This is a genomic window from Rahnella inusitata (genome assembly GCF_018288855.1).
Taxonomy (GTDB): Bacteria; Pseudomonadota; Gammaproteobacteria; order Enterobacterales; family Enterobacteriaceae; genus Rahnella; species Rahnella inusitata.
This window is the reverse complement of the sequence record NZ_CP065024.1, coordinates 2,876,079-2,897,788: the sequence shown is the minus strand read 5'-3', so window position 1 is coordinate 2,897,788 and position 21,710 is coordinate 2,876,079. Positions and strand designations below refer to the sequence as shown.

At 56.8% G+C, this 21,710-nt stretch carries 16 protein-coding genes and 1 pseudogene; 8 read left to right on the top strand and 9 right to left on the bottom strand.

What is annotated here, in order from left to right; translation table 11 throughout:
- The 6 genes from I2123_RS13490 to hutC form a co-directional block, all read right to left on the bottom strand.
- Entirely contained in the window at window positions 1–1,656 is a 1,656-nt protein-coding gene (locus I2123_RS13490) for an ABC transporter permease (protein ID WP_213050701.1), read from the bottom strand.
- Window positions 1,657–1,707: 51 nt separating this feature from the next.
- A complete protein-coding gene (locus I2123_RS13485; RefSeq protein ID WP_112167644.1) occupies window positions 1,708–2,688 on the bottom strand; it encodes an ABC transporter substrate-binding protein in 981 nt (326 codons plus the stop codon).
- A complete protein-coding gene (locus I2123_RS13480; RefSeq protein ID WP_213050700.1) occupies window positions 2,685–3,458 on the bottom strand; it encodes an ABC transporter ATP-binding protein in 774 nt (257 codons plus the stop codon). Before I2123_RS13480 ends, I2123_RS13485 begins: the two co-directional genes overlap by 4 nt.
- A gap of 137 nt (window positions 3,459–3,595) precedes the next feature.
- On the bottom strand, window positions 3,596–4,423 hold the full coding sequence (gene hutG, locus I2123_RS13475) for an N-formylglutamate deformylase (RefSeq protein WP_213050699.1): 828 nt from the start codon (window positions 4,421–4,423) through the stop codon (window positions 3,596–3,598).
- Window positions 4,420–5,682 carry an imidazolonepropionase gene (gene hutI / locus I2123_RS13470; RefSeq protein WP_112167647.1) on the bottom strand — a complete coding sequence of 421 codons (1,263 nt, stop codon included), beginning with the start codon at window positions 5,680–5,682 and terminating at the stop codon, window positions 4,420–4,422. The genes hutG and hutI overlap by 4 nt, the downstream gene beginning before the upstream one ends.
- An 85-nt stretch (window positions 5,683–5,767) precedes the next feature.
- Window positions 5,768–6,568: a histidine utilization repressor gene (gene hutC / locus I2123_RS13465; protein WP_112167648.1), complete on the bottom strand. Its 801-nt coding sequence runs from the start codon at window positions 6,566–6,568 to the stop codon at window positions 5,768–5,770.
- Between the two features lie 237 nt (window positions 6,569–6,805).
- Here hutC and I2123_RS13460 point away from each other — a divergent pair, with 237 nt between their 5' ends.
- The 4 genes from I2123_RS13460 to hutU all read left to right on the top strand — a co-directional run bounded on the left by I2123_RS13460 (window position 6,806) and on the right by hutU (window position 12,090).
- Window positions 6,806–8,185 carry a formimidoylglutamate deiminase gene (locus I2123_RS13460; protein WP_213050698.1) on the top strand — a complete coding sequence of 460 codons (1,380 nt, stop codon included), beginning with the start codon at window positions 6,806–6,808 and terminating at the stop codon, window positions 8,183–8,185.
- Window positions 8,182–8,754: a HutD/Ves family protein gene (locus tag I2123_RS13455; RefSeq protein ID WP_213050697.1), complete on the top strand. Its 573-nt coding sequence runs from the start codon at window positions 8,182–8,184 to the stop codon at window positions 8,752–8,754. Before I2123_RS13460 ends, I2123_RS13455 begins: the two co-directional genes overlap by 4 nt.
- Before the next feature lie 74 nt (window positions 8,755–8,828).
- Window positions 8,829–10,379, top strand: a complete 1,551-nt coding sequence (gene hutH / locus I2123_RS13450) for a histidine ammonia-lyase (RefSeq protein WP_213050696.1) — start codon at window positions 8,829–8,831, stop codon at window positions 10,377–10,379.
- A gap of 28 nt (window positions 10,380–10,407) precedes the next feature.
- Window positions 10,408–12,090 carry a urocanate hydratase gene (gene hutU, locus I2123_RS13445; RefSeq protein ID WP_112167652.1) on the top strand — a complete coding sequence of 561 codons (1,683 nt, stop codon included), beginning with the start codon at window positions 10,408–10,410 and terminating at the stop codon, window positions 12,088–12,090.
- 170 nt (window positions 12,091–12,260) lie between these two features.
- Here the strand turns inward: hutU and I2123_RS13440 are convergent, their stop codons facing one another.
- Complete coding sequence (locus I2123_RS13440; protein ID WP_213050695.1) at window positions 12,261–14,345, bottom strand: sensor domain-containing protein; 2,085 nt, start codon at window positions 14,343–14,345, stop codon at window positions 12,261–12,263.
- 377 nt (window positions 14,346–14,722) lie between these two features.
- Entirely contained in the window at window positions 14,723–15,757 is a 1,035-nt protein-coding gene (locus I2123_RS13435) for a LacI family DNA-binding transcriptional regulator (RefSeq protein ID WP_213050694.1), read from the bottom strand.
- A gap of 270 nt (window positions 15,758–16,027) precedes the next feature.
- Between I2123_RS13435 and ascF the strand changes: the two genes are divergently transcribed.
- Together ascF and I2123_RS13425 are read left to right on the top strand one after the other, a co-directional pair.
- Window positions 16,028–17,503: a PTS cellobiose/arbutin/salicin transporter subunit IIBC gene (ascF, locus tag I2123_RS13430; protein ID WP_213050693.1), complete on the top strand. Its 1,476-nt coding sequence runs from the start codon at window positions 16,028–16,030 to the stop codon at window positions 17,501–17,503.
- Between the two features lie 20 nt (window positions 17,504–17,523).
- Window positions 17,524–18,954 carry a 6-phospho-beta-glucosidase gene (locus I2123_RS13425; protein WP_213050692.1) on the top strand — a complete coding sequence of 477 codons (1,431 nt, stop codon included), beginning with the start codon at window positions 17,524–17,526 and terminating at the stop codon, window positions 18,952–18,954.
- A gap of 141 nt (window positions 18,955–19,095) precedes the next feature.
- Here the strand turns inward: I2123_RS13425 and I2123_RS13420 are convergent, their stop codons facing one another.
- A complete protein-coding gene (locus tag I2123_RS13420; RefSeq protein WP_213052514.1) occupies window positions 19,096–20,103 on the bottom strand; it encodes a LacI family DNA-binding transcriptional regulator in 1,008 nt (335 codons plus the stop codon).
- Between the two features lie 209 nt (window positions 20,104–20,312).
- On the opposite strand from I2123_RS13420, the gene I2123_RS13415 reads away from it, so the two are divergent.
- Complete coding sequence (locus I2123_RS13415; RefSeq protein ID WP_213050691.1) at window positions 20,313–21,392, top strand: glycoside hydrolase 5 family protein; 1,080 nt, start codon at window positions 20,313–20,315, stop codon at window positions 21,390–21,392.
- 43 nt (window positions 21,393–21,435) lie between these two features.
- Window positions 21,436–21,603, top strand: a pseudogene (locus I2123_RS13410) (MFS transporter); the annotation flags it as partial.
- Window positions 21,604–21,710 lie beyond the last annotated feature (107 nt).

Here is a 21,710-nt window from a genome sequence, read left to right as displayed (position 1 = left end):
TCATGCCTGGCGTTGCGAAAGCCTGAACGCGGCTAACATCAGCGTCAGGCTCAATAATACGGCGACCGACGCCATCGCCATCCCGTCACCCACCGAGCCCTGTTCAAACTGCCGCCAGACAAACACCGACACCGTCTGCACGCCCGCCGGAGAAAGCAGCAGGGAGGTCACCAGTTCGCGCGACGCGACGGCAAATACCATCATCATGGAGGCCAGCAAACTCGGCAGCACCAGCGGCAGCAGGATCAGCCGCAACGTCTGCGCCGCCGATGCGCCGTGAACGCGGGCGGCGGCATCCAGATTGCCGCCAATCTGTTTCAGCGCCGCACTGACGTAGCGCACCGGATAAGGCAGCAGCAGGCAGCAGTAGGCCAGCAGCAAGATCCCCCAGGTGTTGTAAGGCGTGACCGGCCAGAAACTGCGGTTCCACGCCAGAATCAGCCCGACGCCGACCACAATACCCGGCAGAGCGGCGGGCAACAGTGAAAGCCCGTCGATCATGGCCGCGCCGCGAATTTTCCGCATCACCACCAGCCACGACGCCAGAAATCCGGTTGCGCCAGCAATCAGTGCGGTCGCTGACGCCAGACTGAGGCTGGTAGAAAGCGCACTCAGCGCGTCACCGTGGACGTCAAACAGCGCCGCGAAGTGCCGAAGTGTCAGATTGGAAAACGCCAGTCCGCCTGACAGCGTGCCGGAAAATGCCGTTGCCAGCATAGATGCCAGCGGCAGCGCGACGGCAATCAGCGCCACCAGTGAAAACAGCGCCAGCACCGGAAACGTCCAGCCGGACAGCGGCTTTGGTGTGACGTCCGCCGGTTTGCCGGTCAGACTTTCGACATTTTTCCCCGCCAGCACCGCGCGCTGCACGCTGTAAGCGCATAACGCCATCGCCACCAGCACCAGCGAAAGCACCGCCGCGCCCGGCAAATCTATTGGCCAGTCTGCCAGCCGCTGCTCGATACCGGTCGTCAGCATCAGAATACCGCTGCGCGACCCCAGCGCGCCGGGCACGCCGTATTCCTCAATCGACAGCGTAAATGCCAGCAGTAAACTCGACGCCATCGCCGGTAACGCCATTGGCAGGGTGATGCGGATAAAGGCCTGAACTGCGCCCGCGCCGTGGATCCGCGCGACATCCGCCAGCCGACTGCCGCTGGCAGCCATGCTGCGCGAAACCGCGAAATAGACCACCGGGAAAATATTTAGCGTCATCACCGCAATCATGCCCGGCAGCGAGAATAAAAACGCGTTGAGATGTAACCACGGCAAGAGCTGTTGCACATAACCGTTGGTCTGTAACGCCAGCATCCACGACAGCGCGGCGATATACGGCGGCAGCAAAAACGGTACCAGAAACAGCACGTCCCACAGTGCAGCACCCGGCAGCCGGAACAGCCCGCGCAATGCACCGAGTGGCACGCCGATAAGAGCACTGCACAACGCCACGCCCAGCCCGACTTTTAACGTTGTTGCGACCAGAGCCAGCATCTGCGGTTCGGTGAACACACGGGAAAAGGCAGTGAATGGTGCAGAATAATTGCTGGTGTCCAGATGCGGGAAAATCGCCTGCAACACCACAAAGCTGACCGGCACGGCGACCAGCAACAGCAGCGCAAGGCCGGTCACGCCAGGCAGAAAAGCGTTCTTATTCATGATTCGGTTCTCAGAACGGGCTGCACAGCACGTGCGCAGCCCGGCGGGCGGTTATGGCTGGGCGAAGAGTTTAGCGAAACGATCGAGAACGTCTTTGCGTGAGGCGGACGCTTTCGGGTCTTCCGGCAGCAGTTTCAGGGATTTAAACAGCGGACGTTTGGCATCGATGTCCGTGCGGGCAGGCATCAGCCAGGCTTCGGCAACCAGCTGCTGGCCTTCCGGCGACAGGGCGTAATCGATAAAGGCTTTAGCCTCTTTTTGCTGCTGGCTGGATTTAAGGATCATCATCGGGCGCGGGGCGATCACAGTGCCGCTCTGCGGGAAAATCACTTTGACGGATTCACCGTCCTGCATGCTGGCGTATGAGACGTAATCCACCGCGCCGAACACCGCCGCTTTTGCGCCCTGTAACACCGGCGTCAGCGCCTGCGCGTTCGGCCCGGCGATGATCATGCCGTTGGCTTTCAGGTCATCAAACAATTTCCACGCCTGCTGCGCGTGGGCATTCTGCAACCCGATCAGCAGATCCAGTGAGGCGCCGGACAGGGAGGGATCCGGCGTGGTGACTTTGTCCTTGAACTCGGGTTTGGTCAGGTCACCCCAGTCTTTCGGCTCAGACGTCCCGCTTTTGGTGTTCCACACAATCCCCAGCGCGGAAATGCCTTGCGCCACGTAATACGGCGTCTTGAACTGCGCCGGAACCTGCGCCGCGTTCGGGCTCTGATATTCCAGCAACCAGCCGCGCTGTTTGAGATCGGTCGCGGTATCCCATGACGCTGATATCAGCACGTCGGCGCGCGGATTGGCCTGTTCGGCTTCGAGTCGCGCCATCACTTTGCCGGTGGTGGCCTGAAACACATCGACTTTTACGCCGGTCTGTTTTTCATAGCCCGCCGCCAGTTTTTTGGCCAGCGAACCCGGCCCGGCGGTATAAAGCGTCAGCGCCTGTGCGCTGCCCGCTGCCATTGCGAGAGAAAGAGTCATTGCAGTCATTACGCCTGTTTTGGTTCTGGATAGATGTGTGCGAGTCATTGAGTCAATTCCATCAGAGGTTTAGCAACAAAAGGGGAAACAACGGAAGCATCATTCAGGTCAATACGGGCGATCGCGCCCTGATCCATATGCGCAATCTTGTGCGCCAGTGCGCGCGCTTCGTGCCGGTCATGGGTGACGTACACCGCCGTGGTGCCGAGCTGGCGCAACAGCGTCGCCATCTCTTCACACAGGCTTTCGCGCAGATCGCGGTCAAGATTGGAGAGCGGTTCGTCGAACAGCAGAATGCGTGGCTCAGCGACAATCGCCCGCGCCAGCGCCACACGTTGTTGCTGACCACCGGAAAGTTCAGAAGGGCGTCGTGATGCGAAATCTGCCAGCCCGACGCGATCGAGCGCAGCCATCACTTTTTCCTGCAAAAGCGCGCCACGCACTCCGCGCATTTGCAGCGGAAACGCGACATTTTGCCGCACGCTCATGTGCGGCCACAGCGCGTAATCCTGGAAGGCCATGCCGAGATTGCGTCGCTCCGGGGGCAGGCTGAAGGTGCCGCTGGCAACGATTTCGCCGTCGAAGCTGATCTGCCCGGAGGCGGGGTGCAGTAAACCCGCGAGCATTTTCAGCAACGTGCTTTTGCCGCAGCCCGAGGGGCCGAGCAGGGCGAGGATCGTGCCTTTGGGGACAGTCAGATTGACGTGATTGAGTACCGGTGTGCTCCCGAAAAAATGAGACACCTGATGGAGAGCGATAGCGGGAGGAGAAGCAATGCGCGGGGGCGCATTCCCGCCTGTAAAAGCTGGAATGTTCATGACGGTACTATCCTCTTTGGGACTTATTGGTGCAGCTGAGCCTAAAGAGAGTGTGTGACGCAGACATGACAGGTTTGTGAATGTAGAGATTTGACGGTGCAGGCGGGGAACCGGCACCGGATCATCGTATGACTGTTTTATTGCTTATATTGCTGTTCGCCCCACGCCAGCATGCCTGCCAGCAGTGGTTTCAGGATACTTTGCAGTTCACGGGCTTTCTCTTCGTCATAGGCGAATGGCTCGATTTCTTCCATGTAATTCACCTGCGCCAGTTCCAGCTGAACCGCGTGCTGATGGATATCCGGCTGACCATATTCACGGGTGATGTAGCCGCCTTTGAAACGCCCGTTAAGTACGTGGCTAAAGCGCGTCTGTTGCAGGCAAACGCCTTCCACCACGCCGCTTAAACCGGGCGAACAGCTCGCGCCACCGTTGGTACCGAGATTGAGATCCGGCAGTTTGCCATCGAACAGACGCGGGATTTGTGAGGCAATAGAATGTGCATCAAACAGCAGCGCATAGCCGAATGACTGTTTCATCCGCGCAAGTTCTGACGCAATGGTCTGGTGATACGGCTGCCAGATTTGCTCCAGATACTGCTGGCGCTGAACCACGGTCGGCTCCATCCCGGCTTTAAACGTCGGGCGGCCATCAAACAAGGTATCGGGGAACAGGCCGGTCGTCGCAGTAGCGTAGAGCGGGGTATCGTCCGCAGGACGGTTGAGATCAATCACAAAGCGCGAATATTGCCCGACCAGAATGCTGGCCCCGAGCGCACGGGCAAAATCATACAGTTGCGGAATGTGCCAGTCGGTGTCTGAGAGCGGCAGCGCGGCGTCGGTCAGTCCGCTGGCGACCTCCGGCGTCAGGTGCGTTCCGGCGTGCGGAATGCTGATCAGCAACGGGGCACTTCCCCGGACGAAATGTAACGGTTCGGCAATAACAGAATTAGCTGAAAGGCTCATAAACGAACTTCTCCACGCAGGTGACCACGAAAAATAACGGTGCAGGGCAGTTGTCCGCCCAGCCAGTAAACCAGTTCCGCCGGACGCGACAGCGGCCAGTGAATAAAATCGGCGACCTTGCCCGCTTCCAGCGTGCCGTGGGAATCCTGCAACCCCAGCGCCCGTGCGCCATGACAGGTCACACCGGCCAGCGCTTCTTCCGGCGTCAGGCGAAACAGCGTACAGCCCATATTCAGCATTAAGCGCAGGGAAAGCGCCGGAGATGTCCCCGGATTGGCATCGCTGGCCAGCGCCATCGGCACGCCGTGCGTGCGGAAATGTTCCACCGGCGGGCACTGCGTTTCGCGCAGCAAATAATATGCGCCGGGCAGTAACACCGCGACGGTGCCACTGGCGGCCATCGCTTTGGCATCATCTTCGGTGGCGTATTCCAGATGGTCGGCAGACAGCGCGTGATGGCGTGCGGCCAGCGCGCTGCCGTGCAGGGAGGAGAGCTGTTCGGCGTGGAGTTTTACCGGCAGGCCGAGGGATTTTGCGGCATTGAACACACGGTCGACCTGTTCTGGCGAAAACGCCAGATGTTCGCAAAATGCATCCACGGCGTCCGCGAGGTTTTCCTGCGCAATCGCCGGCAGCAGGGTGTCACAAATTAGCTGAATATAATCATCTGGCCGGTCTTTGAATTCAGGCGGCAGCGCATGGGCGGCAAGGCAAGTGGATTTCACCTCGACCGGCAGCATATGGCCGAGCCTGCGGATCACCCGCAGCATTTTAATTTCGCTTTCCACGCTCAGACCGTAGCCTGATTTAATCTCCACGCAGGTGATACCTTCTGCCAGCAGCGGTTGCAGGCGGAATAATGCCTGCGCCAGCAGTTCATCCTCGCTGGCGGCGCGGGTGGCGTTAACCGTCGATAAAATTCCGCCGCCCGCCGCGGCAATCTCCGCATAACTCACGCCGTTCAGTCGCTGTTCAAATTCGGCGCTGCGGTTCCCACCAAACACCAGATGTGTGTGGCAGTCGACCAGCCCCGGCGTGATGATCCCGCCGTCGAATTCATGTTCGATGGCATGCGGGTAATCCGGGCAGTCAGCATCAGGGCCGATCCACAGGATCTGGCCGCCGCTGACGGCAATCGCACCGTTTTCGATCAGGTTGTATTTCCCGTCCCGCATGGTGACCAGTGTGGCGCCGCGCCAGACGCTGTCACATTGCGAGGAGGGTTCAGAAGAGAAATGCGGGGACAGCGTTAAAGGCATGACGGGCTCCGGACAAGGTTGATCTTGTATAGACAACTAAAGTCAACCTAGCGCATAACCCGAAAACCGGCAAGCGAAAAGGGTCTTAACCGTGACTGGTGAAGCGTCCGAACAGCTGATAACGGGAACCGGCGTAGATCAACCGCGCCGACGTAACCACGCGGCTGCCGCTCCAGGTACGGCGGTGGATCAGCAGACAAGGCTCGTGCTCGCTAAGCTGCAACAGTTCGCGTTGCTCGTCGCTGGCGCTGACGGCTTCCACGCGATGCTCACCGGCGGTCAGCGGTGCGATGGTCATCAGATAGGTGTAGGGCGACTGCTTGTTCAGCACTTCTTGCAGATAATCCGGGGCCATTTCCGGATTCACAAAACGCTCTTCGATTTGTACCGGCACATGGTTTTCGTAATGCACGATTTGTGAATAAAACAGGATTTGCCCGAGGGCAACGTCCATCTGCTGCGCCTGTGCGGCATCCGCCAGCCGGGCTTCGCACAGCAGAATTTTGCTGTCGTGCTGATGGCCGCGCGCAGCGATTTCATCGGCGATGTTGTGAACTTCCAGCATCGGCGTATAGGCCTTGGCTTCGGCCACGAAGGTGCCAACACCCTGCATGCGGATCAGAAAACCTTCGCTGGTCAGCTCCCGCAGCGCGCGGTTGATGGTCATGCGGCTGACGCCCAGCTCGTTGGTCAGCTCGCTCTCGGAAGGCACGCGCTGGTGCGGTTTCCACACGCCTGCACGGATCTGGCTGACGATCGCCTGTTTCACGCGCTGATAGATAGGGGCGGGGGTGTCGCTCATTGCGGCTGCCAGTTCGGACAATGTCTGCTGGGACACTCCCTGTTGCGCTGCACCAGAATGAAAAAGTGGTGTCGGCTCCGACATGTCTCGTACCTCGCTCGTTGATCTTGCTGAATTGTTATCCGTTCACAGCCCCGTAGTGTCCCCCACGGGCAGGCAAACGAAAAGAGGACGGCGGAAACAAAAATCAAAAAAATTCCTGTTGCAAGTTTACAGCGCAATCAGGCATATGTATATGTATAGACAAGTTGATTAAAACAGTAGCAGTTGTTTATCAAAAATTGCATTTATGTTTCCCCATGTTGATTCAGGAACGAAGTCATGGCTGCTTATTTTGCTTCACGCGCGTTACTTGCCCACGGCTGGGCGCACGATGTTCGTCTGGAGGTTGATGCTGCCGGAATGCTGACGGCGGTGACGCCGGGTGGCGACCCGCAGGGCTGTATCCCGCTGTCCGGGCCGGTGGTGCCGGGCATGCCGAATCTGCATTCGCACGCTTTTCAGCGGGTGATGGCCGGGCTGGCGGAAGTTGCCGGAAATCCGCAGGACAGCTTCTGGACGTGGCGCGACCTGATGTATCGCATGGTGCAGCGCCTTACGCCTGAGCAGACAGGCGTCATCGCCCGCCAGCTGTATATCGAGATGCTCAAAGGCGGTTATACGCAGGTCGCCGAATTCCACTATCTGCATAACGACATCAGCGGGAAGCCGTATGCCGATCGCGGCGAAATGACCGCACAGCTGAGCGCGGCGGCGGAGCAGGCGGGCATCGGCCTGACGCTGCTGCCGGTGCTGTACAGCTACGCCGGATTTGGCGCGCAGCCCGCGCAGGACGGGCAAAAACGCTTTATTCAGAACGTCGATAGCTATCTGCAACAGCAGGAGGCGATCCGCCAGCAGATTGGCGGAAAACCTTTTCAAAACGCCGGTCTGTGCTTCCATTCACTGCGTGCCGTGACGCTCTCGCAAATGCGCGAGGTGCTGGCGGCGGGCGACAAAAATTCTCCCGTGCATATTCACATCGCCGAACAGCAAAAAGAGGTGAACGATTGCCTCGGCTGGAGCGGCCAGCGGCCCATCACCTGGCTGTATGACAATCTGGATATTGATAGCCGCTGGTGCCTGATCCATGCCACGCACGCCGACCGTTTTGAATTAGCCAGCATGGCGAAAAGCGGCGCGGTAGCGGGATTATGTCCGACCACCGAAGCTAACTTAGGCGACGGTATTTTCCCCGGCGTGGAATATCTCGGGCACAACGGCCGCTGGGGGATTGGTTCCGACAGCCACGTCTCGCTCAACGTAGTGGAAGAACTGCGCTGGTTCGAATACGGCCAGCGTCTGCGCGATCAGCGTCGCAACCGCCTGACGCTGCCGCATCAGAATCAACATTCCGTCGGCGATGTGCTCTATTCCCACGCCTTACAGGGCGGCGCACAGGCATGCGGCGTCGCGACTGGCAAGCTGGCCGCGGGCTATCGTGCCGACTGGCTGGTGCTGGATGGCCGCGATCCCTATCTTGCAGCGGCCAAAAATAGCGAAATTCTTAACCGCTGGTTGTTTGCCGGTCACAGCGGGCAAATCCGCGATGTTTATGTCGGCGGTATCGCGCGCATTGTCGAAGGCCAGCATGAACAGCAACAGGCCGCGGCGGCAGATTTCCTGAAAGTACTGAATCAGCTGGCGGAGGGTGGCGCATGAACGGCTGGCAGCCATTTAGCCTGATGGGGCTGCCGGTCAGCCCGTGGCGCAACGGCGGCGGCGAAACACGCGAAATCATCAGCGTTCCGGCAGGAAGCGCGAATTTTGACTGGCGCGCCAGCATCGCGACCATTGCACAGGACGGCCCGTTCTCGGTTTTCCCCGGCATTGACCGTTCGATAACGTTACTCAGCGGTGAGGGCGTTCATTTGCTGGCTTCGCCGGACATCCGCCATTCCCTCAGCCGTGTTGGGGAACCCTATTCGTTTCGCGGTGAAGAGTCGGTGAGCGCCCGGCTGCACGGCGGTGTCACCACTGATTTCAACATCATGACCCGCCGAACTGCCTGTCGTGCGAAGGTGATTTCTGCCCGCCAAACGCTGGCGGTTTTGCCTGAACACGGCGGCGTGATTTACGTCCTGAGTGGTGACTGGCAACTGCCGGACGGCGCGCAAATCGGGCAGGGCGACGGCTTTTACTGGACGGCAACTCTGGAGATAAACCCGGTTATCGTCAGCACAGAACACCCTGACGGCCTGCTGCTTTGGGCGTCAGTCATTACGGATTAACGGTCGCAAACAACAGCCCGACAGATTTTGTTCGGGTTTACGTTTAGCTTAACTTGTCTATACAGGAATAGATTATGGCTTCTTCATCCCCAGAATTAACCCTTTGCCATCTGCAACCGGGTCAGGTTGATCTACCGACGCTGCGCCAGATTTATCAGGGTAACGTCCGCCTCGAGTTGGCGGAGCACGCGCGGGCAGATGTTCAGGCTTCTCAGGAGACGGTTACGCGCATCGTCGAATCCGGCAAAGTGGTTTATGGCATTAATACCGGCTTCGGCAAACTGGCGCAAACGCGCATTCCGGCGGAAAGGCTGGCTGAATTGCAGCGCAATCTGGTGCTGTCGCACAGCGTCGGCATTGGCAAGGATCTGGCCGATAACGTGGTGCGTCTGGTGATGGCCACCAAAGTGCTGAGCCTCTCGCGCGGGCATTCCGGTATCCGCATTGAAGTGATCGATGCGCTGATCGCCTTATTCAACGCCAGTGTTTATCCGTGTATTCCTGAGAAAGGTTCCGTGGGCGCGTCCGGCGATTTAGCGCCGCTGGCGCATCTTTCCCTGATGCTGATAGGCGAAGGTCAGGTGACGGTTAAGGGGGAGAAAGTGTCAGCGGTGGAAGGACTGAAAACGGTCGGGCTGACACCGTTTGAGCTGGGTCCGAAAGAAGGGCTGGCGCTGCTCAATGGCACGCAGGTCTCAACCTCGCTGGCGCTGTCCGGGTTGTTTGAAGCCGAACGCGTTTTTGCGGCAGGTCTGGTGGCGGGCGCACTGTCGCTGGAAGCCATCAAAGGCTCGGTGAAACCGCTGGATGCACGCATCCATCAGGCTCGCGGTCAGGTGGGGCAAATCGCCGTGGCGGCGGCGGTGTCCGAATTGCTGGCAGGAAGTGACATTGTCACGTCGCATTCCAACTGTGGCCGCGTGCAGGATCCGTATTCCATCCGCTGCGTGCCGCAAGTCATGGGCGCGTGTCTGGATAACCTTCATCACGCCGCCCGTATTTTACGTATCGAAGCCAATGCGGCATCCGATAATCCACTGGTGTTCGCCGAAAACGGCGATGTGATTTCCGGTGGCAATTTCCACGCCGAACCGGTGGCCTTTGCCGCAGATATCCTCGCTCTGGCGATTGCCGAAATCGGCGCGATTTCCGAGCGCCGGATGGCATTGCTGCTTGATACCGGGCTTTCCGGCCTGCCGCCATTCCTGGTCAACGACGGTGGCGTGAACTCCGGCTTTATGATTGCGCAGGTGACCGCCGCCGCGCTGGCCTCTGAGAATAAATCCCTCGCGCATCCGGGCAGCGTGGACAGCCTGCCGACCTCGGCCAACCAGGAAGATCACGTCTCAATGGCGACCTACGCCGCGCGCCGTCTGGGCGACATGTGCTTTAACACCAGCGTCGTGGTGGGCATTGAGGCAATGGCCGCCGCGCAGGGCATTGATTTCCACCGTCCGCTGCAAAGTTCGCCGGTACTGGAAAACGAGCTGAAATCCATCCGCGCCGATGTGCCGTTCCTTGAACATGACCGCCTGATGGCACCGGACGTTGAAATGATGCGCCTGTGGGCCACCCGTGAACGCTGGCCAGCGGCGGTTGAAGCGCTGTTGCCGAGTTTTGCCTGATTCTCCTGACCCGATAAAGGAACCGAAAATGAACGCTCCACAAAAAACTGCCGTTGCCCGCGTTGTTCGTGCCCCGCACGGCACAGAAATCAGTTGCCAGAACTGGCTGATCGAAGCGGCCTACCGCATGCTGCAAAACAATCTCGATCCGGACGTCGCCGAGCGCCCGGACGATCTGGTGGTGTACGGCGGAATAGGCAAAGCGGCGCGCAACTGGCCGGCGTTTGAAGCCATTCTTACCAGCCTGCGCGGGCTTCGCGAAGACGAAACGCTGCTGGTGCAATCCGGCAAACCGGTCGGCGTATTTCGCACTCACACCGACGCGCCGCGGGTGCTGATCGCCAATTCCAATCTGGTGCCTCATTGGGCGAACTGGGAACATTTCCACGAGCTGGATAAAGCCGGGCTGATGATGTACGGCCAGATGACCGCCGGTTCGTGGATTTACATCGGTGCTCAGGGCATCGTGCAGGGCACTTACGAAACCTTCGCTGAAGCGGGGCGTCAGCATTACAACAGCGACCTGCGCGGCAAGTGGATTTTAACCGCAGGTCTGGGCGGCATGGGCGGTGCGCAACCGCTGGCCGGTGTGCTGGCCGGAGCCTGCGTGCTGGCGATTGAATGTCAGGAATCGCGTATTGATTTTCGTATCCGTACCCGGTATCTCGACCATAAAGCGCACAGCATTGATGAAGCGCTGGCGCTGATCGAGAAAGCCTGCGCCGAGAAAAAAGCGATTTCCGTTGGCCTGCTGGGCAATGCGGCCGAGCTGATGCCGCAGTTGGTGGCGCGCGCGAAAGAAGGTGGCCTGCGCCCGGATATCGTCACCGACCAGACTTCTGCGCACGATCCGCTGAACGGCTATCTGCCGGAAGGCTGGAGCGTAGAAAAATGGCAGGCGGCGCGTCAGTCTGACCCGCAGTCAGTTATCAACGCGGCCAAAGCCTCGATGGCCAAACACGTGCTGGCGATGCTCGATTTCCACGCCATGGGTATCCCGACCGTCGATTACGGCAACAATATCCGGCAAGTGGCGAAAGACCAGGGTGTGGCCAACGCTTTTGATTTCCCCGGCTTTGTTCCGGCGTATATCCGTCCGCTCTTTTGCGAAGGTAAAGGCCCGTTCCGCTGGGTGGCACTTTCCGGCGATCCGGAAGATATCTACAAAACCGACGCCAAACTGAAAGAGCTGTTCCCGGATAACGCCAACCTGATCAACTGGCTGGACATGGCGCGCGAACGCATTGCGTTTCAGGGGCTACCGGCGCGTATCTGCTGGCTGGGATTGGGCGAGCGTCATATCGCCGGGCTGGCGTTCAACGAAATGGTGCGCAACGGTGAGCTTAAAGCGCCGGTGGTGATTGGCCGCGACCATCTGGACACCGGCTCCGTTGCCTCTCCCAACCGGGAAACCGAAGCGATGAAAGACGGTTCCGACGCGGTTTCCGACTGGCCGCTGCTCAATGCTTTGCTTAACACCGCAGGCGGCGCGACCTGGGTCAGCCTGCATCACGGCGGCGGCGTCGGTATGGGCTTTTCACAACATGCGGGTATGGTGATTGTGGCAGATGGCACCAAAGAGGCGGATGCCCGTCTGGCGCGCGTGTTGTGGAACGATCCGGCGACCGGCGTAATGCGTCATGCCGATGCCGGCTATGAACAGGCGGCAGCCTGCGCAGAGCGCAACGGGCTGAACTTGCCAATGATCTGATGCGGTTCTGAAAGCCAAAAGCCCGCTTCGCGTTAACCATGAAGCGGGCTTTTTTCCTTTTATCCGGGCGCGTTACGCGATTTAAGAAAGGCTAATCGCCTGAATTAAACCGCAAAACACCCCTTTATTCCCCGATCGGGTCTTACCGATTTCTGGTCTACTGGATAGCATCAGACAGGTGCAAAGCCAAGCAGGCGGGATTCTGAGGGCTGAGGCCGTCCAAAAAAATACCCCTGGAACAATGAACACCCTTCTTCTTTCAGACGCCTGAACTGCTCGTCGGTTTCCACGCCTTCGGCAGTGGTCTGAATAGCCAGACTGCGGCTCATGCCGGTGATGGCGCGGATAATCGCCAGCGCTTCCGGGCTGTCCTGCATATCATTGATAAACGATCGGTCAATTTTGATTTTGTCGAACGGGAACGACCGCAGATAGCTCAGCGATGAATAACCGGTGCCAAAATCATCCAGCGCAATGCGCACGCCCAGTGCCTTAAGTTTACGCAGCGTGCCGACGTTGCCGAGCGTGTTATCCAGTAATACCGATTCGGTGATTTCCACTTCCAGCCTTTCCGGCGCCAGCCCTGACGAGGCCAGTGCGGATTCGACAACCGAGACCAGACCGCTGTTTTTGAACTGGATCGGCGAGAGGTTCACCGCAACGGTCTGGTTCCCCGCCCAGGTGGTCGCTTCGCGGCAGGCTTCATGCAGCGCGAACGATCCCAGACTGTGGATCAGCCCTGTTTCTTCGGCAATGGGAATAAAATCGATCGGCATGATCAGCCCGTTTTGCGGATGGTGCCAGCGCATCAGCGCTTCATAACCGATCACTGCATCATGTTTGGCATCTGTGATCGGCTGATAGTAAAGACGCAGCTGATTACAGGTAATCGCATCGCGTAAATCCAGTTCCACCAGACGGCGTTTGCGCGCGGCGGCGTCCATCTCAATGCGAAAATCTTCATAGCGGTTGCGGCCGTTGCGTTTGGCCTCATACAGCGCCATGTCTGCACAGCGCAGCAGCTGATCCGGCGTGTTGTCCGGTGAATCCGCCAATGCAATGCCGATGCTCAGGCCGACCGACAGCGAATGGCCGTCGACCATCACCGGCGGACGCACGGACTCTATCAGGCGTTTTGAGATCTGATGCGCGGCAGCGATATCTTTCAGACCCGGCAGTACCACGGCGAACTCATCCCCGCCAATGCGCGCCAGCGTATCGTCATCACGCAGCGTCATGCGCAGACGTTTGGCAATCGCGCGCAGCAACTCGTCGCCGACCTGATGGCCGAGCGCATCGTTGACGTTTTTGAAGTTGTCGAGATCCAGACACAGCGTGGCGGTGTGGGTGCGGGTGTAGCTGTCTTGCTGCAAGGCTTCGCTCAGGCGCTGGCTGAACAGAATACGGTTGGGCAGGCTGGTCAGGTTGTCGTGATGCGCCATGTGGTGAATGCGCGCGTGCGCTGCGTGCTGATCGGTCACGTCATCGGCAATCATCATTACGTAGCTGGTTTGTGGATCGTGCCCGCGGATCACCGAACTGGTGGTTTGCAGTGTGCGGTCACCGATGGCAGTCAGCAACTGCTGCTCACTTTTATGCACGCCTTCCGCGCGCAGACATTCGTCTGACTGTTTATTGATAAACGAACTCAGGCCGACGCCCATACAGTCCTGAGGGCGCTTACCAAGCATTTCTTCGCGCGAAATCCCGAGCAGACGCTCAGCCTGACGATTCACCAGCAGAATTTCCCGGGATACCGCATTTTCGACGATCACCGACGAAGGAATATTGGCGATCACGGTATTGAGAAACTGGGTGAGGGCGGAAAGCTGCTCGCTGTTCGATTCGGCCAGATCTTTGGCGTACATCAGCGCCTGTTTGTTTTCACGGCGCTCGGTGACGTCACGGGTTATCTTGGCAAACCCGATGATCTGACCGGCTTCGCGCAGGGCTTCGATGATGACGTGCGCCCAAAAACGCGAGCCGTCTTTGCGCTGACGCCAGCCTTCAGATTCATAACGGCCAGTTTCGCGCGCTGTTTCCAGCCCGTGCTGTGGCCAGCCGCTCTTTTTATCTTCTTCAGTGTAAAAACAGGAGAAATGTTTCCCGACCACTTCCTCAGGCGCATAACCTTTGGCTCGCTGCGCACCGGCATTCCAGTTCGCCACGGTGCCATCGGGTTTCAGCATATAAATTGCGTAATCTTCAACGCGTTGAACCAGCAACCGATACAGTACGTCAGAATCTTCGTTCATTTTAATTTGCCTGCTAGCTGGCCGCCTCTGTGCGGGGTCCTCCCAAATCAGAGTCCGGCTGAATAGTGCGTCTGTTCCCGACGCATTTTTGCTGTGATGTGTGATGAAACGTTAGCATAAGATAATTCTTAGTTCGTCAAATTTTGCTTCTAAGATGCTTAAAATTAAGCGTTTTTAGCAAAAAGATCGGCCTTAAGTTAAATTCCACTTTTGGGTTTAAATAGGCGTAATGGTTATCGGCAGCTGTCTCAGGAGCTTTAATGTGATGGCACAAAAAGCTTAAGGTTTTTGCGCTGAGGAAAGAAGGGGACTGGCGGCCAGAAAAGACTAAGCCGCAACAGAGTGCGGCTATTTATCGGGGAAGTGCTTAGACCGGGTCAGGCGCGGTTTTTATCGGGGGAATAAAAGGGTCCGTCTGCCACTGAATCCCGCAAAATAAGGTCAGAGGTAAACTGATTTTTTTCTGATAAATATCCGCCGTCGAGCATCGAAATAATCTGATTAATGACTTCACTGACCATATCACTCACCGGATCTTTTACGCTGGAGAGTGCGGGAATTAAAAACGGTGCGGTCGGAATATTATCAAACCCGATCACCGAAACCGCATCAGGCACTTTAATTCCGGCATCGCTGAGTTGCTTCATTGCACCGATCGCCATTTCATCGTTACTGACGACGATGGCGCTGAACGAGTGGTCTGCGGCAAGCAGAGCGCTGACAGCCGCCGCGCCGCTGGCCGGTGACCATTTTCCCTGCACAATCAGTGATTCGCGCACGGTCAGACCGGCGGCGATTAACGCGTCTTTGTAGCCAGACAGGCGTTCAATGGCCGTCGGGGAATCCATCGAACCGGTAATAAAAGCAATATCCCGATGACCGCGGGCGATCAGTGCCTGCGTTGCCTGATAACTCGAGCCTTTATGATCGCAATATATGCAGTGGCTCTGATGTTTTCTCAATTTACGGTTCACCACCATCACCGGCTTTTTATATTTATCGATGATCAGATCCATTTCATCGACCGATAAAAAGCGCGGATAAATAATGATCCCGTCGCAGCGTAAATCATGCAAAAACTCGATAGCTTCCTGCTCTTCAGCGGCGCTGTTTTTGCCATCCACCAGAATCAGTTGACGCCCGTTGGCATCGAGTTTCTTGGCCGCCTGTGAGATTAACTCGCTGAAATAATTGCCGTTATACAGCGTATTGGTCACCACCAGCCCGATACACATGGATTTACTGGTCGCCAGATTGCGCGCCAGTAAATTCGGGCGATAGCCGGTTTCTTCAATGGCTCTGAACACCTGATCTTTCGTTTCCTGGCTCACATAGCCTTTCCCGGAAAGCACGCGGGACACCGTGGCTTTGGAGACGCCTGCTCTGGACGCCACTTCCTGCATTGTCGACATCAGGCACACCTGAAAGAGAAAAAATGTTGCGTCATTCTACACATTTCTGCGGATTTTCGCGGATTTCGCCGCGTTAAGCCTGTGCATGGAGATCATCATCACAAAAATGAAACAGGGTTGTGACTTTTTATTGAAGTCGGCGTCAGATCTGCACATTCTCGTATGTAACCGGTTACCTATCGTTTCAGAAACACATTACAAAAGCGCGTTCCGGCCAATTTTCGCAAACAGCATCGTTCATAACCCTATGAATCTGAGAGAGTTACCCTCATGTCTAAGAATTTTGCAGCAATGTCGCAGTCGATTATCAGTGCTATCGGCGGCGCAGGGAACGTCGCGGCGGTTACGCACTGCATGACCCGTCTGCGTTTTGTTCTCAACGACGCCTCCCTGGTTGACGGCGAAAAACTCAAAGCCATCACCGGCGTGATGGGTGTGGTGCGCAATGAGCAACAATGTCAGGTGATCGTCGGCAACAACGTGTCTCACGCCTACGCCGAAGTCCTTAAACTGTTGCCGGAAGGGCTCTCTGGCGCCAGCGGCGCGCCGGTTAAAAGCAAACTTACGTTACGACGCATAGGTGCGGGCATTCTCGACGCGCTGATCGGCACGATGTCCCCGCTGATCCCGGCGATCATCGGCGGTTCAATGGTCAAACTGCTGGCGATGATCCTCGATATGACGGGCGTCTTCGAGAAGGGCGCATCAACGCTGGTGATCCTCAACACCATCGGCGACGGCGCGTTCTTCTTCCTGCCGGTGATGGTCGCGGCCTCGGCGGCGGTCAAATTCAAAACCAATATGTCGCTGGCGATTGCGATCGCCGGGGTACTGCTGCATCCGGCATTTATCGATCTGATGGCCAAAGCCGCGCAGGGGCAAAAAGTTGAGTTCATCGGCATTTCCATTACGGCGGTGAAATATACCTACACCGTTATTCCTGCGCTGTGTATGACGTGGCTGCTGTCCTACATCGAGAAATGGGTTGATCGCATTACGCCGGTAGTGACTAAAAACTTCCTTAAACCGATGCTGATCATGCTGATTGCCGCACCGATCGCGATTGTGATTATTGGCCCGCTGGGCATCTGGATCGGCACCGGGATTTCGGCGGTGGTGTATACCGTTCATAGCTATCTTGGCTGGCTCTCGGTCGCCATCATGGGCGCGGCGTGGCCGCTGCTGGTGATGACCGGCATGCACCGCGTGTTTACGCCAACCATCATTCAGACCATCGCCGAAACCGGCAAAGAGGGCATGGTGATGCCGTCAGAAATTGGTGCGAATCTGTCCCTCGGCGGCTCCTCGCTGGCTGTGGCATGGCGTACTAAAAATCCCGAACTGCGCCAGACCGCTCTGGCCGCCGCGGCTTCGGCGATCATTGCCGGGATTTCAGAACCGGCACTGTACGGCGTCGCGTTGCGCCTTAAACGCCCGCTGATCGCCTGTCTCATCAGCGGATTTATCTGCGGCGGCGTCGCCGGTCTCGGCGGGCTTGCCAGCCATTCGATGGCGTCACCGGGGCTGTTTACCAGCGTGCAGTTCTTCGACCCGTCGAATCCGATGAGCATCGTCTGGGTATTTGGCGTGATGATTCTGGCAATTGTGATTTCCTTCTTCACCACGCTGCTGCTGGGTTTTGAAGATATTCCGGTCGAAACGCCGCAGCCGAAAGAAGACCAGGCAACAGATGCCGCGATTTCCACACCCTTTGCCGCTGCGCAAAGTGCAGTAAAAACACATTGAAGACAGAAGAGGACTTTCTCATGGCAGCATCACCATTCCCTGACGGTTTCTTATGGGGCGGCGCGATTGCCGCCAATCAGGCCGAAGGCGCCAGTTTTGAAGGCGGAAAGGGCCTGACGACGGTGGACATGATACCGCACGGCGCGCACCGTCTGGCGGTGAAAACCGGGCAGGAAAAGCGTTTTCAGCTCAAAGAAGACGAGTTCTACCCGAGCCATCAGGCAATTGATTTTTACCATCGTTATAAAGAAGACATCGCGCTGATGGCCGAAATGGGGTTCACCGTGTTCAGAACCTCGATTGCCTGGAGCCGCCTGTATCCGAACGGTGACGAGGTGACGCCAAACGCGGAGGGTATCGCCTTTTACCGCGACGTCTTTGCCGAATGTAAAAAATACGGCATCGAACCGCTGGTGACCCTGTGCCATTTCGATGTCCCGATGCATCTGGTGGTTGAGTACGGCTCATGGCGCAACCGCAAAATGGTCGAGTTTTTCGCCCGCTATGCGCGCACCTGTTTTGAAGCCTTCGACGGATTAGTGAAGTACTGGCTGACGTTCAATGAAATCAATATCCTGTTGCACAGCCCGTTCTCCGGCGCGGGTCTGGTGTTCGAAGAGGGTGAGGATCAGGAGCAGGTCAAATATCAGGCCGCACATCACGAGCTTGTCGCCAGCGCACTGGCCACCAAAATCGCCCATGAAGTGAACCCTGAAAATCAGGTCGGCTGTATGTTAGCAGGCGGTAATTTTTATCCGCGCACCTGCAAACCGGAAGATGTCTGGGCGGCGTTGCAAAAAGACCGCGAGAATCTGTTTTTCATCGACGTACAGGCACGCGGCGCGTACCCGTCTTATACAAAACGCGTGTTCGCTGAGAAGGGTATCGTCATTGTCAAAGAAGCGGGCGACGACCAGATCCTCAAAAACACCGTCGACTTTGTGTCATTCAGCTATTACGCCTCCCGCTGCGCCTCGGCGGATATGAATGACAACAACAGCAGCGCGGCCAATATCGTTAAATCGCTGAAAAACCCGCACATCGAAGTCAGTGAATGGGGCTGGGGGATCGATCCACTCGGCCTGCGCATCACCATGAATATGATGTATGACCGCTACCAGAAACCGCTGTTCCTGGTTGAAAACGGCCTTGGCGCGAAAGATGAGATTAACGCACAGGGCGAAATCATTGATGATTACCGTATCAGCTACCTGCGCGAACACATCCATGCCATGGGCGAAGCGATCAGGGACGGTATTCCTGTCATCGGCTATACCTCCTGGGGATGCATCGATCTGGTTTCTGCCTCCACCGGCGAAATGAGCAAACGCTACGGCTTTGTTTATGTCGATCGCGACGACAGCGGAAACGGCACGCTGGACAGAAAAAGGAAGCAATCGTTCTGGTGGTATAAAAAGGTCATTGCCAGTAACGGCGGGGATTTGGCGTAAGGAATACAGTGAATAAGCAGGCCGGGGTTATGCCGGTCTGCCTGTTACTATTTCACACTAATTCTGGTCATGCAGTAATGGCTGCAACCGGGAAAACTCATTTTAAAAAGCTCCGCTTTTTTCAGCAGAAAGGCGAGGTTTTTAAACCGCCGTACTCGCCCGCAACTTCAGTCTTCCGGCCATCCGAACGCGTGTGGCGGCGTCTTCGCCGGAACAAATATACTCCACCGCCATTCGTCCCAGTTCGATATACGGCAGCTGTACGCTGGTCAGTTTCGGCGTCATTTGATCGGCGATGCGCTGATCGTCGTATCCGGCCACCAGAATGTCTTGCGGAATGCGCAGATGAAGTTCGGTCAGTGCCTGATAACAGCCCAGGGTCATCCAGTCGCTGGAACAGAAAATAGCATCGGGCGGTTCGGGGAGTTTCATCAGGGCCAGCGTGGCTTGATAAGTTTCGTTCAGCGACCAGTTGGTGGCCATCACCCGTTGTTCATCAAAGGGCATTCCGGCCTGTAACAATGCCTGACGATAGCCTTCGAGGCGCATTTCGCACGCCTCCATCCAGTGATCGCCCATGATGTGGGCGATACGGGTTGCTCCCTGATCAATAAGATGGCGGGTTATCTGCAAAGCGTTGGCGCGGTCGTCAGGCAGGAAGGTGGGCAGTAGCGGGAAAGCGCGGTCGTAAACATTCAGCAGCACGACGGGAAGCTCAGTCTGATGGGCAAAAAATGAAAAATCAATCGCCTGCGTCACCGGCGACGCGATGATAATACCGGCACAGCGACGCTGACTCAGCTGATGGATAATGCGCACCGCCAGCTCCGGATCATCACCGTAATCATAGAGGGTCAGCAGCGTATCGTGGCGCCACGCCGCTTCGCGGGCTTCACTCAGAGCATCGACAAAGGGATCGTAACTCGGCATAGCGTTAATCAGCAGGGCTATCTCCTCATGACCGTTATCGCGATGCGGCGCGGGCATTTTTTTATACCCAAGGGTCAGGGCGGTGCTGATCACCCGCTGACGGGTTTCTTCGCTGAGTTTTATGGAACGTGAGTTGTTTAATATCAGTGAAACCGTCGCCTGGGAAACGCCTGCTTCCCGCGCGATATCACTCATCGTCACTTTGTTTTTCTTCTCCATTTCCCTTTTCCCGTCGCCCATTTTTCTCTTCCTTTGCACTATATCACAGCCCGTATTTTGCCAGACCGCCGCATGCGTTGCTTAAAAAGAGTGTGATCCGAATTGCATAACCTGAACGTGCGATTTGCAGCCAATGCAGATAGATAATAAAAATTAGCTAATAATATTAGTTGTTGCATTTTACCTCTTAAAACGAACAGGAGATCACCATGAAAGAGCAGTGGAGCCAGCAGCAGGCGGCTGAATGGGGAAAACATCAAGGCTGGATTTGCGGATTCAACTATCTGCCGCGCACGGCCGTTAACTGGACGGAACTCTGGCAGAAAGAAACGTTTGACGTGCCGACTATCGATCAGGAGCTCAGCTGGGCGCACGCGGCGGGGTATAACCAGCTGCGTATTAATCTGCCGTTTATTGTCTGGCAGGCGGATCGCGATGGTTTGCTGGCACGCATTGAACAGTTTCTGAGCCTCGCCGATAAACATCAGATAGCAGTCATGTTGACGCTGATGGATGACTGCGGCTTCTCCGGTGATGAGCCTTTCCTCGGGCCGCAAAAAGCGCCGGAACCGGGCAAGCATAACAGTCAGGCGGCAGCCAGTCCGGGGCGCGATGTGGTGTGCAATCGCGACATGTGGCCGGAAGTGGAACGGTATGTACGTGACGTGATCCGCCATTTCCGCACCGATCCGCGCATTTCGATTTGGGATTTGTACAACGAACCGGGGAATCGCGGCACTTTCGCCACCGGGCTGGAAGAAGTGTTGTATGACGAAAAGCTGGAAGTTTTCGCGCTGGAGCTGATGCGCCAGGCGTTTGTGTGGGCTAGGGAGGAAGATCCTGTCGCACCGCTGACCGTCGGTGCATGGCATTTCTCACAGGATCTGGATCAGCCGGAAAGTGAATTTTTCACCCATCCGATAGACGTCGCGGCGGCAGAACTCTCGGACATCATCAGTTTCCACGCCTATGTGGCGACGCCGAAACTGCTTCAGGCGCTGCGTTTCTGGCAAAAATTCAATCGTCCGATGCTGTGCACCGAATGGCTGGCGCGTCATGTAGGCAGCGTTTTCGAAGAGCAACTGCCGCTGTTCTGCGCATTCAACGCCGGTTGCTATCAGTGGGGGCTGGTGCGCGGTAAAACCCAGACCACGCTGCCGTGGCCGGTGGTGCGTAAGGGTAATCATGATTATGCCCATCTCTGGTTCCACGATGTGCTGGATGAGTACGGTATTCCATTCCGTCGTGCCGAAATGGATCTGGTCCGCCGTTTAACACGCATGAAATAATCCTTCTTAACAGGCAGCACAGGGATGTGCGAGGCAATGAATAATGATGATTTCAATGAAAATCCCTTCCAGGGAATTAGGGTCTTATTTTGGTTACGGGTTGGGGCAGTGTTTTAGTTTCGGTTTAGTCGGTTCCTTTATTAACTATTTTTATACCGACGTATTGGGTATTTCCGCGCTGGCGGCGAGTACGATATTTCTTGTCGCCCGCGCCTGACCGCTTTTTTCGCACCGGCGTCTGACGATCACGGGTATTTTATGGCGACGGTGGTGATGATGATTATCGGCCTGTTATCAGGTGAAGTGTTTGAAGAACCG

Coding starts and splice junctions, on each gene's coding strand:
- ascF (WP_213050693.1), top strand. CDS start 16,028: ATGTCTAAGAATTTTGCAGCAATGTCGCAGTCGATTATCAGTGCTATC.
- hutI (WP_112167647.1), bottom strand. CDS start 5,682: ATGCCTTTAACGCTGTCCCCGCATTTCTCTTCTGAACCCTCCTCGCAA.
- I2123_RS13440 (WP_213050695.1), bottom strand. CDS start 14,345: ATGAACGAAGATTCTGACGTACTGTATCGGTTGCTGGTTCAACGCGTT.
- I2123_RS13460 (WP_213050698.1), top strand. CDS start 6,806: ATGGCTGCTTATTTTGCTTCACGCGCGTTACTTGCCCACGGCTGGGCG.
- I2123_RS13420 (WP_213052514.1), bottom strand. CDS start 20,103: ATGGAGAAGAAAAACAAAGTGACGATGAGTGATATCGCGCGGGAAGCA.
- I2123_RS13490 (WP_213050701.1), bottom strand. CDS start 1,656: ATGAATAAGAACGCTTTTCTGCCTGGCGTGACCGGCCTTGCGCTGCTG.
- I2123_RS13480 (WP_213050700.1), bottom strand. CDS start 3,458: ATGAACATTCCAGCTTTTACAGGCGGGAATGCGCCCCCGCGCATTGCT.
- I2123_RS13415 (WP_213050691.1), top strand. CDS start 20,313: ATGAAAGAGCAGTGGAGCCAGCAGCAGGCGGCTGAATGGGGAAAACAT.
- hutG (WP_213050699.1), bottom strand. CDS start 4,423: ATGAGCCTTTCAGCTAATTCTGTTATTGCCGAACCGTTACATTTCGTC.
- I2123_RS13435 (WP_213050694.1), bottom strand. CDS start 15,757: ATGTCGACAATGCAGGAAGTGGCGTCCAGAGCAGGCGTCTCCAAAGCC.
- hutH (WP_213050696.1), top strand. CDS start 8,829: ATGGCTTCTTCATCCCCAGAATTAACCCTTTGCCATCTGCAACCGGGT.
- hutU (WP_112167652.1), top strand. CDS start 10,408: ATGAACGCTCCACAAAAAACTGCCGTTGCCCGCGTTGTTCGTGCCCCG.
- I2123_RS13455 (WP_213050697.1), top strand. CDS start 8,182: ATGAACGGCTGGCAGCCATTTAGCCTGATGGGGCTGCCGGTCAGCCCG.
- hutC (WP_112167648.1), bottom strand. CDS start 6,568: ATGTCGGAGCCGACACCACTTTTTCATTCTGGTGCAGCGCAACAGGGA.
- I2123_RS13485 (WP_112167644.1), bottom strand. CDS start 2,688: ATGACTCGCACACATCTATCCAGAACCAAAACAGGCGTAATGACTGCA.
- I2123_RS13425 (WP_213050692.1), top strand. CDS start 17,524: ATGGCAGCATCACCATTCCCTGACGGTTTCTTATGGGGCGGCGCGATT.